The sequence below is a fragment of the Sphaerochaeta globosa str. Buddy genome, assembly GCF_000190435.1.
Lineage (GTDB): Bacteria > Spirochaetota > Spirochaetia > Sphaerochaetales > Sphaerochaetaceae > Sphaerochaeta > Sphaerochaeta globosa.
Map to the genome: position 1 here is coordinate 27,135 of NC_015152.1, position 14,284 is coordinate 41,418.

The following is a 14,284-nucleotide window of genomic DNA, read 5'->3' on the forward strand; positions in this document are numbered from 1 at the left end:
TATACGGATAAGGAGAATATACCAATGGTTGAAGCATTGAAAAAGATGGGAAAAATTTCCCGTAAAGGTCCCGTCGTCCTGGTGATTATGGACGGAGTAGGATTTGGAAAATACAAAGAGGGCGATGCAGTTGCAGCCGCTCTTACCGGAAATTTGAATAAACTGTACAAGGCCTATCCATGGACCAAACTGAAGGCTCATGGTCTTGCTGTCGGACTTCCCAGTGATGATGACATGGGTAACAGTGAGGTCGGCCATAATGCCATGGGTTGCGGCCGTGTTTTCTCCCAGGGAGCAAAACTGGTCAACAACTCCATCGATACCGGCGCCATGTTTGAGGGATCGACCTGGAAAAAATTGGTCCATAATGCAAAGGCCAATGCATCGAGTCTTCACTTCATCGGATTGCTCAGTGATGGTAATGTCCATTCGCATATCGACAATCTCAAAGCCATGATAGTACAGGCCAAGAAGGAAGGTGTTGCAAAGGTTCGTGTGCATGCAATGCTTGACGGCCGTGATGTTGGGGAAGTCAGCGCCCTTGAGTACTTCGACCCCTTCGAGGCTTTTCTTGCTTCCCTGAACGATGCAACCTTCGATGCTAAAATTGCAAGCGGTGGCGGACGCATGGTTATTACCATGGACCGCTACAATGCCAACTGGAATATGGTCAGAAAGGGTTGGGAAACCCATGTTTTGGGTGAGGGGCGGCAGTTTGAATCTGCTCACGTGGCTATTGAAACTCTACGCAAGGAGAGCAAGGCCATCGACCAGGATCTGCCTCCGTTTGTCATTTCCAAGAACGGCAAGCCGGTGGGAACCATTGAGGACGGAGACAGTGTCATTCTCTTCAATTTCCGCGGTGACCGTGCCCTTGAGATTACCAAGGCTTTCGAGGCAGAACAGCTTAGTGAGTTCGACCGAAAGCGCCGTCCGAAGGTAGAGTATGCCGGCATGATGGAGTATGACGGGGATTTGCATGTTCCCAAGCAGTTCTTGGTTACTCCTCCAGCCATCGACAAGACAATTGCCGAGTATCTCTGTGCCTCCAAAGTGAGGCAGTTCTCTATCAGTGAAACACAGAAATTCGGCCATGTCACCTACTTCTTCAATGGAAACAAGAGCGGTAAGTTTGATGACAAGCTTGAAGAGTATGTTGAGATTCTCAGTGATATCGTCCCCTTCGAGGAAAGACCGTGGATGAAGTGTGCTGAGATAGCCGATCGTGTCATCAAGGAAGTCGACAGCGGCAAATGGGATTTCATCAAGCTAAACTTCCCCAACGGGGATATGGTCGGTCACACAGGCAACTTCCAGGCTGTTGTATGCTCCATGGAAGGTCTTGACCTGCAGATTGGAAGAATCCACAAGGCAGTGATGGAAGCCGGTGGTGTTATGGTCATCACTGCCGACCATGGCAATGCCGACGATATGTTTGAGCACGGCAAAGATGGAAGTGTACAGTACAAGGAAAACGGGGATCCAAAGTCAAAGACCAGTCACTCACTCAATCCCGTTCCCTGCATCATCTGTGATAGTTCCTATGAAGGTGAGTATGAAACCGAGCTGAAGACCGGTCTTGGGATCAGCAGCATTGCAGCAACCTGCATGAACCTTCTCGACTTTGAAGCTCCCGCTCTCTATGATCCGAGCATCATAACCATGCGGTAGCAGAATTTCTGTGTTATGATTTACAGGGCCTACGGGCCCTGTTTTTCATTGATAAGGAGGTTTCTATGGAGTACAAGGAGTTTGGTAGGACTGGTCATCGTTCCAGCAGGGTTATTTTCGGCGCTGCTGCCTTTTGGGATGTGACCCAACAGCAAGCGGACAAGACCCTTGGCCTTTTGCTTGACCATGGAGTCAACCATATCGATACCGCCCGCAGCTATGGTGATGCCGAATTGCATGTCGGCCCTTGGATGAAAGAGAAGCGATCTTCCTTTTTTCTTGCTTCCAAGACTGGGATGCGTACCAAAGAAGAAGCTTTGGCAGAGCTCAAGCAAACGCTTACGCGCCTGCAGACTGAGTATCTGGACCTCTGGCAGTTGCATTTTCTCGTAGATCCCAAGGAGTGGGAGGTTGCCATGGGGGAAGGTGGGGCCTTAGAGGCTGCCATTGAAGCAAAAAAGCAGGGCTTGGTACGGTTTCTTGGTGTTACCGGCCATGGTGTCGATGCCCCGAAGGCGCATCTGAAAAGCCTTGAAGTATATGATTTCGACGCTGTACTGTTGCCCTACAACTATACCATGCTGCAGAATCCTACCTATACACAGGACATGGACAAGCTACTGGGTGTCTGCAGCAAACGCAATATTGCAGTACAGACCATCAAAGCTCTTGCACGCGGTGAATATAAGCCTCAGGAAAAAACCTTTGCAACATGGTATGACGCTCTCAGTGATGAGGAATCGATCGGGAAAGCAGTACACTATGTTCTGTCCAACGAGCAGCTGTTTCTGAACAGTACCGGTGACATTACTCTATTGCCTGCTTTACTGAAGGCGGCAGAGAAGACCATTGTCCGGCCCACAGAGGCGGAGATGAGAAATTTGGTGAAGAAAGAGGGAATGCAGCCGCTTTTTACGTAACTATGTCCAGATATGATAGGTTCTGGTCACAAGAATGAGAATGGTAGTTCCAGCCACATAAAAAATCAGTCCGAACACGTTTAAGAGCGTGTTTTGGCTGATTGTGACCAGGGCATTGCCTATGATCATAAGGATGAAGGAGAGACAGCGGACAAAGGTTTGCCTGCTGAACTGTTCCTCGAACATGGCAATGACAAACGTAATGACAGCCAGAACATTGATCAGGATGCACACTCCAAGGAATAAGGAATTGGTCACACTCGCTTCAAAAAGGAATGAGGGTGAATTGGCCGATACCGGTACGATTATCGATAAAAAGAGTGCACTCGCTGCAGCCACGAACGAATACTGGCTGAGTTTTGTCGGGTTTATGGTCTGTTGGAAAAGACCTGATGCCAGGAAAAGAAATGAGGAGAAGAGCAGGGAGAAGTGATACAGCACCGAAATGGCAGACGGACTGAGTATGAAGATATGGGTAATTGAATGATAGAGCGGAAGGATCTTGACGTTGCCCAGGCTTATCATCAGAAACAAGAGCGGAAGCACCCTTGCTTCAGCTCCAACATTCGCCCGGTAGAAAAAACAAAGAAGCAAGGCTGCTGCAAACGCTACCCACAAATGAATTAGTGAAGGGATCAGATGGGCACGGGCTATGACCCATGTCTCTTGCTGTACTGCACTGATAATCCCGTGGGTTATGCAAACAGTGAGAATGAGCGTTATCAGGCCCTGGATGCCCAGCAGGACGAAGCGAAGATTTTTCCCCATAATCTCTTACAGAATATCGGGGTAGGCACTCTCTGTGAGGACCCCCAGACGTTGGCAGGTGTAGGCTGAACCAAAGGCTGCTATGTAGGAATCCACCAGAATTCCCAATCCGTTGAGAATCGGCATCAGCGCGACCATAGTCATCTCAGCTCCATATAGGTCGATTTTCAGAAACTGCAGGACTATGATGGAGATGAAGAATACCTCGTAACCGAGGTAGAGAGGACTTGCATATGCGAAAAGGGCGCTACTAAGGGCCACAAAGAGAATCACCGTATCAGAGGGCATTGAAGCGGTGGCGGCATACAGCAGGCTGAGCACGCTCAAGGTAGCGATCATAGCCGAACCACCCCTTCCAATGAGGGTATAAAGCGGTATTGCCGTTGCACTGACCCGCTTCTGGCAACCAAGGTTGTGCCTGGAGAGGGAGATGGAAATCGGGCTGGAGAAGAAAATGCTGCCAGTGAAGAGAGCGGCGGCTGCCGGGGCAAGCATACGGTACAGAATCATATAGGGATTAACACGGAAACGGGTGACCAGACTAAAGAGAAGGGGCAATATCAGCAGCGTCACCGAAAGGGTGGAGATGATGAGCATGATCAAGAAGCGACCGGCAACAAAGAGTGTTCCCTCCATCTGCAAATGGCTGAACCAATAGGATGCAGCAAAGAAAACAAAGAGGTGGCCTGAGGTGCTGAAAGCCCTGGCAAGGCGAAACATAGTCTCACTGAGTGAGTTCATGGTGACGTACGCCGGTCTGATAACCTCAACATTGGGCTTGAGGAAGTAACCGAAAACCAAAGCTATTACCAAAACAGGAAGCAAGAAGCTCTCTGCATTTGCCAGCGTGTAGAATGGATTGATGGGCAGCATCGATTCAAAGAGGGTGGAAATCGATTGGGGGGCAATTATCGAAAGCGTTGAAGCATCGCTGCCGGCACTGGTGCTTGCAGGGAAATACGACGGGAAGAACCTGAAAACAATGGCAGAAACCAGAACCAACAACAACGTCGAAAACACGCTCCATAGGATGGTAGTACGTGCAAACACACCACCCTTACGATCTTTTCTGAGTGAAGCTATCCCGCTTGAGAAGCCGAAAAAGACCAGTGGAATTAATACAAACCCACCGAGCTGCACGAAAAGGGCGGTGACGGTATACATCACTTGTTGAAATATACCCGACTCTCCAAATAAAAGGGTTGCAGCCAAACCAAGGGCAGTTGCAGCCAGATAACTTATCCAGGTCTTCATAGTTTCCAAGAGTATCTTATCAGATGCAGCAAGTCAATCAAACGTCGCTTTTCATTCCAAGAGCTGTAAAAGCTTGTAGCCGGACTGCATCTCAGCTTCCATAAGAACCTTGATATAGGTGCTTACATTCCCCATTCCTTTGATTACAGCAAGAGAGAGTGCTGACAGATAGATAATCTCCTGCATCGCCTCCTTTGCATACCAGGTAACACCCTGGTACTCGTTGACCTGTGCATAATTGGCAAGGCTTGGGTCTGAGAGCAACAGCGCAAGAATCTGTTTTGGATCTTCAGTGCTATCATCCACCATGAAAGCCGCACTGGAAAGAATTGCAGCGCTATGGCAGGCCTTGCGGGCTGATTCCTGGGTAAATCCAGCTTCACAGAGCTCCTTGGAGAAAAATCGTGAGAGCAGCAGTGTGTCGCTTGCCTTCATTGCTTCGCTGATGGTTGCCTCATCGCTGAGAAAGGGTTTGAGGAAGAAGGAAGCTGCAACTACCGCTTCCATCTCATCCAGGATGCGCGATCCATGCAACAGGACGCGGCTCTCCTCACTTTTAAAGAGCGTGCTGTATCGCTGTACTTGAGCAAGCATCTGTGCTGGACTGACGTCCCTAGGCAGCGAAGGCAGCGATTTCTTGGCGGCAGGATGCAGATTTTCCACCGCAGCCACCAAATGAGCATACGCTTCGGCCAAGGTAAGAATGAGCTTTCGCTCGCTTTTACTGGTGGCTTGCCCACTAAGAATGAGTTTCATCTGCTTGAAGAAACTCTCAGAGTGGAAGCTTTCCATCGCCTTGTACACCGGTTTGAGGCGCAGGGCAAGAATTTCCTGCTCGAGGTTGGCCACTCCGTTTTCCCCAATCTGTTCGTAGAGCTCGGCATACGTCCCATCGACGTCCTCTACCTCGCGGATGTTTAAAAACACCTTGGTCTCAAAACCATTGAGGTGAAGGGCAAAGCCTTCGTCATATACCCTGAGCGAAGGTTTCATATAGGTAAGCGATTCATTGAAAGATTCATAAATCAGGTACCGTCTTCCTCCGACAGTCAATCCGAGAGCTTCTGCCAGACTTGTCGTCTCGCTGTGTTTCTCTTCCCCGACTTTCTGCTGTTTGGGAGCACTGGTTTTAATCCAACCCTCTACACCTTCATATTGGTTGTTGTACAACACGAGAGCCCGCTCCCGCTCATTGCCATTGACATAGCAGAAGGCCGACTGCTGGACGGCGCCGTCACGATAGAGGTCGAAAAGTTGGAAATATTCGACACCACTGAACAGGTAACGCTTTTTCAGAAGTGGGAAAATTCGCCGATAATGCTCATCGATCAAATATTGGTTGGGCTTTTCGTCCCAATAGGCACGTCGGTATTCCATCCCGTATTTTTCCCGGTAGCCCTCGATCTGACCGTGTCCGAACATCGGAAGGCCCGGCATGGTGGACAACAGGGTGCAGACCCCGAAATACTTATCCCCATCCCCAAACTGGGAAACTGCAGTTTCCTCATCGGGATTGTTCATGAAATTGACAAAGCGTTTGAGAATTTCCGGTTCGAAAGCGATGGTGTTTTTAATCGTCTCACGATATTTCTGGTTCTCTTGGTTCTTGAGCATATTCATAAAGGCACTGTTGTAGACACGGTGCATTCCCAGAGTCCGAACAAAATAGCCTTCCATCATCCAGAATGCTTCGGCAAGCAATAGGGTATCCGGAAGTTCCTCATTGATCCGATCAACCACCTCACGCCAGAATTCCTGAGGAATTTTCTGGTTGAACTCTATCTCATCCATACCATACTGAGTGCGGCCTGCAATATCGCCTCCGTGCCCGGGTTTTGGGTACCAGAGTCGTTGGATATGCTTCTTTGCCAAGGTCATGGCTGCATCGAAACGAATGATTGGGAAGTTGCTCGCCACATGTTTAATCTGCTGATACACCGCCTCACGGGTGGCGGGATTGAGGAAATCAAGTTGGGCAGTATCGTTCCAGGGCATCGAGGTTCCATCGTTGCCATGGAAAATATAGGAGGTTTCTCCCGTACGGAGATCCTTGCGCCTGAACGTGACAGCAGCATCGCTGCGGTCATAGTAGTGGTCTTCAAGTTGTATCTCGACATTTGGATCGGAAGAAAGGTTCGGTCCGTCATACGTATAGGACGGGAAGGGAGGATAACTTTGCTGGATGAAATACTCGCTGTGATTGAAGACCCAGTCCCCATCGATGCCACAGTGGTTTGGTACCATGTCGCTTGCGAGCCGGATACCGTAGCCTCTGCAACGCTGGCGCAGATTGTCCAGTGCCTGCCACCCACCGATCGTTTGGGCAATTTCATAGTTCTTCAACGAGTACGCTGATGCTTCCGCATCAGGATTGCCACACAAATTCTTGATTTTCTTACTTGCCAGACTGCGCTCCCAAAGACCGATGAGCCATAGGGCTGTAATACCGCGGGAGCTGAGTTTCTCAAGTTCCTGGTCGGGAATCTTGTCCAAAGTATCGATTGGATACCCGTACTCCTTGCTGAGCTGGTCAAGCCAGACCAAGGTGGACTTGGCCAGCATGATTACATTGGGCATCCAGTTCCTGTCTGCAGTGAACGCCTCGTACTCATGATCGAAGATGCTGTAATCGGGTACCGCCATCGCCGGGCTTCCCCCACCACCAACAGGGGGGAAGTGAGGTTTATCCTCCTCCTGCACAAAGTCGATCGCCCTGAGCAGCATCGTCTTGAGACTTTGGGGAATGAGGTCGGCCCATGCTTCGAGAATATAGCTTATCTGGTCCAAAAGAGAATCCGGATAGAGTTTTGCAGGACGGGTAAGGAAGGAGAAAATGTCTGAATCACTGCTTCCCATGACAGCTGAGGCTTTGGTGTATCCTCCCAACAGGGCGGTAACAGCCTGGGATGCTTGGGGGAAGGTGAGACCTTCAGGGGCTAGAAAGGGTTTCGCAGCCTGTATCAGGGCAGGGTTCTCCTGCATGACCTGATGCAGAAAGTAGCCGCGAAGCGACTCCTCATAGAAGTAATCCAGAGGGAGCGATTGCTGTACCAGAAGCGGGGAAGGAAACTCCTTCATATAGAAGGCCAAAACCTCCTGGGCTGCATGGTTCTTGTTGATCAAGGCCGTCAGGCGGGTGAAAAAATCAGGTTCGCTGTCATTGAGATATCGGCTCAGTACACTTTGATAGAGTTGGTAAAGGACGGCGGTAGCATGTAATTTTCCTGCAGAGACCCAGTCATTGCCCCCCTTTGCCTTCACTTTACTGTTGTAGAAGTATGCGATTTCTGTGGCTTGCTTATACAATGCTCCAAGATCGGAATCTGAAGGAAACAATACTGGAAAAAAATCCATTTCAGTCCTGGTGCGAACTGAAATGCGAAAATCACGTGTAATCAAATCACGCCTCCCTGAGGGTGGGTCCATCCCTGAACGGTTAAGCAAGTATACCATGAGAGCGCTTGGTTGTAACCCCTTTCTTGAAAAAGGGTGACTGTTAGACTAGTGTATTTGTTACCGGAAGAGAAGAATAATAGTCTGTAAGCATCTTTTCTGCCAAATTTATGACCAATGGAAGGGATATCTCCTCATCGGAGGTAAACCGTTCCAGCACAAAGGATGCTACCGAGCCGTGAACAGGCCTTCCAATGCCGATTCGGAGTCTGGAAAACTGGTCGCTTTGGGCATGTGCCTTGATTGATTTCAAGCCGTTGTGCCCGCCCAACCCTCCTCCTTTTTGCAGCCGAAGCGTCCCGTACGGCAACTCCAAGTCGTCGTGTATGACCAGAATCTCTTCCGCAGAATAGCCGTAGAAATCCATACAGGCTCGCACCGACCTGCCGCTCTCATTCATGTAGGTCGTCGGTTTGAGAAGTTTTAGTGTAAGTGCGGTGCTTACGAGGCCGTGGAACTTTTCACTCCAGCTTTGATTTGGATAGAGATGCTCTGCAACCATCCAACCAATATTATGCCTTGTCCTTGCATACGCCTTGCCAGGGTTGCCCAGAAATACCAGAAGCTTTACCATGCCTGTATCATACGGGCTATACGGGAGGCATGCAACGATGTACGTAATGGTTTTCTATGTTCCCCAGTCGCATCTTGAGGTAGTAAAAGAGGCAGTCTTCAATGCAGGGGCCGGTACTATGGGCCAGTATGACCGATGTTGCTTCCAAACCTTGGGAGATGGTCAATTTCGGCCTCTTGAAGGGAGTTCTCCCTTTCTTGGGCAGGTCGGAACGCTTGAACAAGTACCAGAGTGGCGATTAGAATTGGTGGTTGATGAAGAGCATGCCGCCCAGGCGGTCCAAGCCCTGCTGGACAGCCATCCCTATGAGGTCCCTGCCTATCATTTGATCCCGGTCTTGACCCTTGAGGGGGTCGAGTTCAGCGAATAGAGGAGCTTCTATGGCAAAGACGATTGCCCAGATCAACGAGAAGATCAAGGCAGGAAAGGCGGTGGTAGTTACTGCCGAAGCCTTCAAACGTATGGCGAAGGGAAAAGACCTCGCCGAGCTGGCCCAAGAAGTGGATGTGGTTACCACAGCCACCTTCGGCCCGATGTGCTCCTCTGGAGCGGTTATCAATCTCGGGCACTGGTCACCGGGCATCAGGATGGAGGAAATCTCCCTCAATGGAGTCAGCGCCTATGAAGGGCTTGCTGCGGTCGATACCTATATCGGGGCAACCAGCGAATCGAAGTTTGACCCTACCTATGGAGGGGCAAACGTAATCGAGGATCTCATCCGAGGCAAGGATGTACGCCTGCATGCCAGAGGAAAAGGGACCGACTGTTATCCTACCAAGGAAATCGATACGTGGATCAATAAAGAGACGGTAAACGAATTCTACCTTTTCAATCCCCGTAATGCGTACCAAAACTATGCAGCGGCCACCAACAGTACGAATCGCATCAAGTATACATACATGGGAAGCCTGCTGCCGCGCTATAGCAACATTACCTATTCAACCAGCGGTGAACTCAGTCCGTTGCTTAATGACCCGTATTTACGGACCATCGGGCTTGGAACCCGCATTTTCCTTGGTGGTACTGAGGGGTATGTGGTCTGGAATGGAACACAGTTCAATACCCGCCGTGAACGCAATGAATACGGTATTCCCAAACTCCCTGGAGCCACCTTGGCGGTAATCGGGGACGCAAAACAGATGTCCTCCGACTTCATCCGCTCCGCCTACTACGAAAAATATGGGGTTTCACTTTTCGTCGGAATAGGGATTCCCATTCCGGTGTTGGACGAGAAAATGGCAAAGTACTTGAGTATCACCAACGACCAGATTGAGACCTCCATTCTCGATTACGGTCAGGAAAACCATCCCGCTTTGGCTTCAACCACCTACGCCCAGCTTGCCAGCGGAAGCGTAACCCTGCCCGATGGCAAAGAGGTCAAGACAGCTCCGCTCTCTTCCCTTGCCAAAGCCCGTGAGATTGCCGAGATGCTCTGCCAATGGATCCGTGATAAGAAATTCTTCCTTACCGAACCGGTGCAAATGCTGCCCAAAGACAGCTTTGTCAAACCCTTGGTACCTCGTGAAGGAGGTGAGAAATGAAACGACGATATGCCTTACGCTTCTCTCCCACCTTGGTTGAGCAGCCAATTGTCAGCAAACTTGCCCGAGCCTACGATGTGGACATCAACATCCTCAATGCCGACGTTGCAAGCGGCAGGGGAGGCAAGCTCATCGTCGAACTATGCGGGACCGAACAGAACTTGGATTTGAGTGTCGTCTACCTTTCAGAGGTAGGTGTCATCGTCTCCGAGATGGTCAAGGAACTGCTTTTTCGTGAAGAGGGGTGCATTCATTGCGGAGCTTGTACCGCTGTATGCTCACCTAGGGCACTGAGTATGAACAAAGAAGCAAAGTTGGTGTTCGATGTCGCGTTGTGTGTTGTCTGTGGACTTTGCACCCAGGCGTGCCCACTCAGGCTTTTCGAGGTTTCCCACGAACGGGAAGCGTAGAATCGTAAGAATTAGCTAGGTCGTCAACGTTCTGGCGACCTGTGATTTGTGTGGATGAAATCGGGATATGATGTCCTAATACTACATTATGTGTAGTAATTTTGAAAGCATATTCAGGTTTTAGGCAATCTTATACTCCTTGACCATGCATTGCCGTTGGAGGTAAAGACCGAGATGAACCGAACAGAATACCTGAAGAGTCTTCTGTCACAGCGGATCGTACTGCTTGATGGGGCGATGGGAACCATGATTCAGAGTCAAGGTCTGGCAATCGAGGACTTCACCTTTGAGGGCCTCTCTGCCTATGGGTGCAATGAGGTGCTCAATCTTACCCGCGGTGAGATACTATTCTCCATCCACCAACAATACCTTGAGGCTGGATCCGACATTATCGAGACCAATACGTTCTGCGCAAATGCTTTCAATCTGGCTGAGTATGGACTGCAAGCCCACGTTCAAACCATTAATCAGGCTGCTTGTGAAATTGCCCGGGAAGCCGCAGCCGACTTCGAAGCCAACAATGAAGGATATGCTTTTGTCGCAGGCGTTCTTGGCCCGACCAACCGCTCGCTTTCCTTCTCGCCAAAAGTAGAGGACCCTGCCTATAGGCAGAGTGATTTTGCTGATTTTCATGCAATGTATCTCGAGCAAGCCCGTGTTCTGGTTCAAGCTGGTGTTGACCTGATTCTCATCGAAACTGTGTTTGACACCCTTGCCGCCAAGAGCGCCATCCTTGCCTGTCAGGATGCCATGAAGGAGGAGAACCGGAGCCTCCCGATCATGGTCAGCGTTACCTTCAGCGACCAAAGCCAAAGGACGCTCAGTGGTCAGACCCTCCAGGCCTTTGTGACCAGTCTCAGCTCCTTCGACTTGTTCAGTCTGGGACTGAACTGTTCCACAGGACCGGATGAAATGCTTCCCCTCATAGAACAGCTGGATGCTCTATGCCCCTTCTTTGTCTCAGCGCACCCGAATGCAGGGTTCCCTGATAAGGAAGGGGCCTACGCCCTTTCAGCTGAGGGTATGGCAGCCCAGCTCGCTCGAGCGATTAAGGAGCAGCAGCTAAATATTCTGGGTGGATGCTGTGGAACCACCCCTGCCCATATCGCCGCTCTCAAGGCTGCAACCTCACAGGCAAAGGGCAGGATCAAACCCCAAGAAAACCAGAATCTGAAACTAAGCGGCCTCGATGACATATCCATCGATGAACACTCCTTGCTGGTAATCGGGGAGCGCACCAACGTTGCCGGGTCTCGAAAATTCGCCCGTCTCATCAAGGAAGGGAAATGGGAAGAGGCACTAGCCATCGCCCGTGAACAGGTCAAAGAGGGAGCCCAGGTGCTGGACATCTGTATGGATGCCTCCATGCTCGATGCAAAAATCAGCATGCGATCCTTTCTGCGCCACATTGCCGGCGACCCTTCGGTGAGCAAGGCGGCGATAATGATCGATTCCTCCGATTGGTCGGTTATTGAGGCGGCCCTTGGGGAAGTACAAGGCAGGGGCATCGTCAACTCCATCAGCCTCAAGGAAGGAGAACAAATCTTCATCCAGCATGCCAAGCAGGTCTCTTCGTATGGACATGCCATGGTGGTCATGCTTTTTGATGAAGAGGGACAGGCTGCCACGTTTGAACGAAAAATGGCTATAGCAAAGCGAAGTTTCGAGTTGCTTACCGCTTCGGGAATCAAGGAACAGGACATTATTTTCGATGCGAATGTATTGTCCATTGCGACCGGTATTGAGGAGCATGACACCTATGCCCGTGATTTCATTCTCGCGACCCGGGCTCTGAAGAAGCTCTATCCTTTGTGCCATACCAGCGGAGGGGTGAGCAATCTTAGCTTTTCCTTTAGGGGCAATGATGCGATTCGAACAGCGATGCACGCTGTTTTTCTCTCACTTGCAGAGCTGGATATGGCGATCATCAATCCCTCCTCACTCATTGCATTCGAGAGCTTGGATGAAAAGACACGCACCATCATCCAGAAAGCCCTTCTTGCCGAGGATGGGGATTTGTCCACTATCCGGGCCAACCTCATCGCCTTAGCCCTCGAAATGCAGGAGGATGAGAAGCCGCAGCTGCAGAAAGCTGACCGCAGGGAGCGAAGTGCTTCCCAGCGGCTCTTTGATGCCATTCTTGCTGGAGACCACGCATACTTAGAGCCAGACTTGAAAGAGCTGGAGGGGGAGAACCCCCTGACCCTGGTAGAAGGAACGCTGATGGATGGTATGAAGGAAGTAGGTCGGCTCTTTGGTTTGGGCAAGCTGTTTCTTCCTCAAGTGGTACGTAGTGCTCGGACAATGAAGCTAGCAGTCGATATCCTCCAACCGAGGATTACTGAGTATTTGGAACTGAATACCAACGAAACAGGTAGTCAAAAGAAACCTGTTGCGGTGATGGCAACGGTCAAGGGCGATGTGCATGATATCGGCAAGAACATTGTTAATTTGATTCTTCGTTGCAACGGCTTTGAGGTGATCGACCTGGGAGTCATGGTTCCCCCTGAAGCTATTTGGGAAGCGGCCATCCGCCATAAGGCTGACTTGGTCGGATTGAGCGGCCTTATCACTCCTTCGCTGAAGGAGATGGAAACGGTTATCAAACTGTTTGAGAAAAAGGGTTCCTCCCTTCCCATTTTTGTAGGGGGTGCTACCACCAGCGAAATCCATACGGCAGTCAAACTCTCTGTGCTTTACTCGGAGGCCGTCATCCAGACCAAGGATGCATCCGCCATGGCCTTGGCTGCCAAGCAGGTGGTGGGGCCGCAAAGCCTAGCCTATAAGAATGAGGTAAGAACTACGTATCAGCAGCTCAGGAAGGACCATGAGCTTCCTCTCAAGGAAAAAACCACTTCCGGGTATGAGCAGGCATTGATCCAGAGTAAGCAGAAGCAACAGGGCAGCAAAGCAGCCTCCTACGGGGTGTTTACCAAGACTGACTTTTGCCTGAAGGATCTTAGTGCCCACATCAATTGGCGCATGTACTGTTCTGCCTGGAAGGTGCCGTTTGAAAGCCAGGAAGGAAGAAACCTTATAGAGGAGGCGAAAGAGCTTCTTGATAAGCCGGAGATTTGTGCACTCTTTGAACATGGATGCAGCATTGTCTATGGTCTGTTTCCCGCTTCAAGCGATCGGCTGGAGGTACGCGTTGGACAACGATCGTTCTATTTCCTGCGTGATGAGCTGAGCGGCCTATGCCTAGCCGATATGATTGCCACAGACGATACCGTCGGCTTGTTTGTGTCCACCTCTTCGCTTGCTCTAGCTCCCTATTTGGAACAGCTTCAAGCTGAGGGTAATACCATGCAGCTATTTTCACTGAAGCTTTTGGGCGACCGCCTTGCCGAAGTGTTGGCCCAAACTGCAGAGAATCTACTGAAACAGGCCTGGGAAGCCGACGAACTCTCGTTCATCCGACCTGCTCCGGGCTACCCCTCTTGGAACGACCACAGTGAGAAACAAACGCTATTCTCTCTCTTGGATGCTACCCAGAACATCGGCGTCCGGCTGACTGAAAGCTTCGCCATGGATCCCCCCTCATCGGTGTGTGGTATGCTTATCGGAGGAGAGAACCTGCGGTATTTTGGTCTGAAGCAAGTCAGTGAAGAGCAGTATAGCCTGTATGCAAAACGGAAAGGGGTATCAGCTCAGATGCTTGCCACACTGCTCAGTGGTATGGAATACTGATCG

At 50.4% G+C, this 14,284-nt stretch carries 10 protein-coding genes; 6 read left to right on the forward strand and 4 right to left on the reverse strand.

All coding sequences use genetic code 11. The features are described 5' to 3' along the window. The first annotated feature begins 24 nt into the window (after positions 1-24). On the forward strand, positions 25-1,671 hold the full coding sequence (gpmI, locus tag SPIBUDDY_RS00125; protein WP_013605724.1) for a 2,3-bisphosphoglycerate-independent phosphoglycerate mutase: 1,647 nt from the start codon (positions 25-27) through the stop codon (positions 1,669-1,671). A gap of 65 nt (positions 1,672-1,736) precedes the next feature. Continuing rightward, positions 1,737-2,591, forward strand: coding sequence for an aldo/keto reductase (locus SPIBUDDY_RS00130; RefSeq protein WP_013605725.1), 855 nt, complete (start codon positions 1,737-1,739; stop codon positions 2,589-2,591). On the opposite strand, the gene SPIBUDDY_RS00135 is transcribed toward SPIBUDDY_RS00130, so the two are convergent. The 4 genes from SPIBUDDY_RS00135 to pth form a co-directional block, all read right to left on the reverse strand. Further along, positions 2,592-3,359, reverse strand: coding sequence for a hypothetical protein (locus SPIBUDDY_RS00135; protein ID WP_013605726.1), 768 nt, complete (start codon positions 3,357-3,359; stop codon positions 2,592-2,594). It abuts the gene before it with no gap. A 6-nt stretch (positions 3,360-3,365) separates the two neighbouring features. Further along, positions 3,366-4,613 (reverse strand): cation:dicarboxylate symporter family transporter, encoded by a 1,248-nt coding sequence (locus SPIBUDDY_RS00140; RefSeq protein WP_013605727.1) that lies wholly within the window; start codon positions 4,611-4,613, stop codon positions 3,366-3,368. Between the two features lie 51 nt (positions 4,614-4,664). Beyond that, the gene (locus SPIBUDDY_RS00145) at positions 4,665-8,012 is read right to left on the reverse strand and encodes an alpha-amylase family glycosyl hydrolase (protein WP_041380441.1); all 3,348 of its coding nucleotides are present in this window, start codon (positions 8,010-8,012) and stop codon (positions 4,665-4,667) included. Positions 8,013-8,109: 97 nt separating this feature from the next. Beyond that, a complete protein-coding gene (pth, locus tag SPIBUDDY_RS00150; RefSeq protein WP_013605729.1) occupies positions 8,110-8,640 on the reverse strand; it encodes an aminoacyl-tRNA hydrolase in 531 nt (176 codons plus the stop codon). 37 nt (positions 8,641-8,677) lie between these two features. On the opposite strand from pth, the gene SPIBUDDY_RS00155 reads away from it, so the two are divergent. The 4 genes from SPIBUDDY_RS00155 (at position 8,678) to metH (ending at position 14,281) form a co-directional block, all read left to right on the forward strand. Further along, positions 8,678-9,010 carry a YqfO family protein gene (locus SPIBUDDY_RS00155; RefSeq protein ID WP_013605730.1) on the forward strand — a complete coding sequence of 111 codons (333 nt, stop codon included), beginning with the start codon at positions 8,678-8,680 and terminating at the stop codon, positions 9,008-9,010. A 10-nt stretch (positions 9,011-9,020) separates the two neighbouring features. Next, positions 9,021-10,181, forward strand: coding sequence for a homocysteine biosynthesis protein (locus SPIBUDDY_RS00160; RefSeq protein ID WP_013605731.1), 1,161 nt, complete (start codon positions 9,021-9,023; stop codon positions 10,179-10,181). Continuing rightward, positions 10,178-10,591, forward strand: a complete 414-nt coding sequence (locus SPIBUDDY_RS00165; RefSeq protein WP_013605732.1) for an NIL domain-containing protein — start codon at positions 10,178-10,180, stop codon at positions 10,589-10,591. The genes SPIBUDDY_RS00160 and SPIBUDDY_RS00165 overlap by 4 nt, the downstream gene beginning before the upstream one ends. 174 nt (positions 10,592-10,765) lie before the next feature. Next, on the forward strand, positions 10,766-14,281 hold the full coding sequence (gene metH, locus SPIBUDDY_RS00170) for a methionine synthase (RefSeq protein ID WP_013605733.1): 3,516 nt from the start codon (positions 10,766-10,768) through the stop codon (positions 14,279-14,281). The last annotated feature ends 3 nt before the right edge of the window (positions 14,282-14,284 follow it).

Coding starts and splice junctions, on each gene's coding strand:
- gpmI (WP_013605724.1), top strand. CDS start 25: ATGGTTGAAGCATTGAAAAAGATGGGAAAAATTTCCCGTAAAGGTCCC.
- SPIBUDDY_RS00130 (WP_013605725.1), top strand. CDS start 1,737: ATGGAGTACAAGGAGTTTGGTAGGACTGGTCATCGTTCCAGCAGGGTT.
- SPIBUDDY_RS00135 (WP_013605726.1), bottom strand. CDS start 3,359: ATGGGGAAAAATCTTCGCTTCGTCCTGCTGGGCATCCAGGGCCTGATA.
- SPIBUDDY_RS00140 (WP_013605727.1), bottom strand. CDS start 4,613: ATGAAGACCTGGATAAGTTATCTGGCTGCAACTGCCCTTGGTTTGGCT.
- pth (WP_013605729.1), bottom strand. CDS start 8,640: ATGGTAAAGCTTCTGGTATTTCTGGGCAACCCTGGCAAGGCGTATGCA.
- SPIBUDDY_RS00155 (WP_013605730.1), top strand. CDS start 8,678: ATGTACGTAATGGTTTTCTATGTTCCCCAGTCGCATCTTGAGGTAGTA.
- SPIBUDDY_RS00160 (WP_013605731.1), top strand. CDS start 9,021: ATGGCAAAGACGATTGCCCAGATCAACGAGAAGATCAAGGCAGGAAAG.
- SPIBUDDY_RS00165 (WP_013605732.1), top strand. CDS start 10,178: ATGAAACGACGATATGCCTTACGCTTCTCTCCCACCTTGGTTGAGCAG.
- metH (WP_013605733.1), top strand. CDS start 10,766: ATGAACCGAACAGAATACCTGAAGAGTCTTCTGTCACAGCGGATCGTA.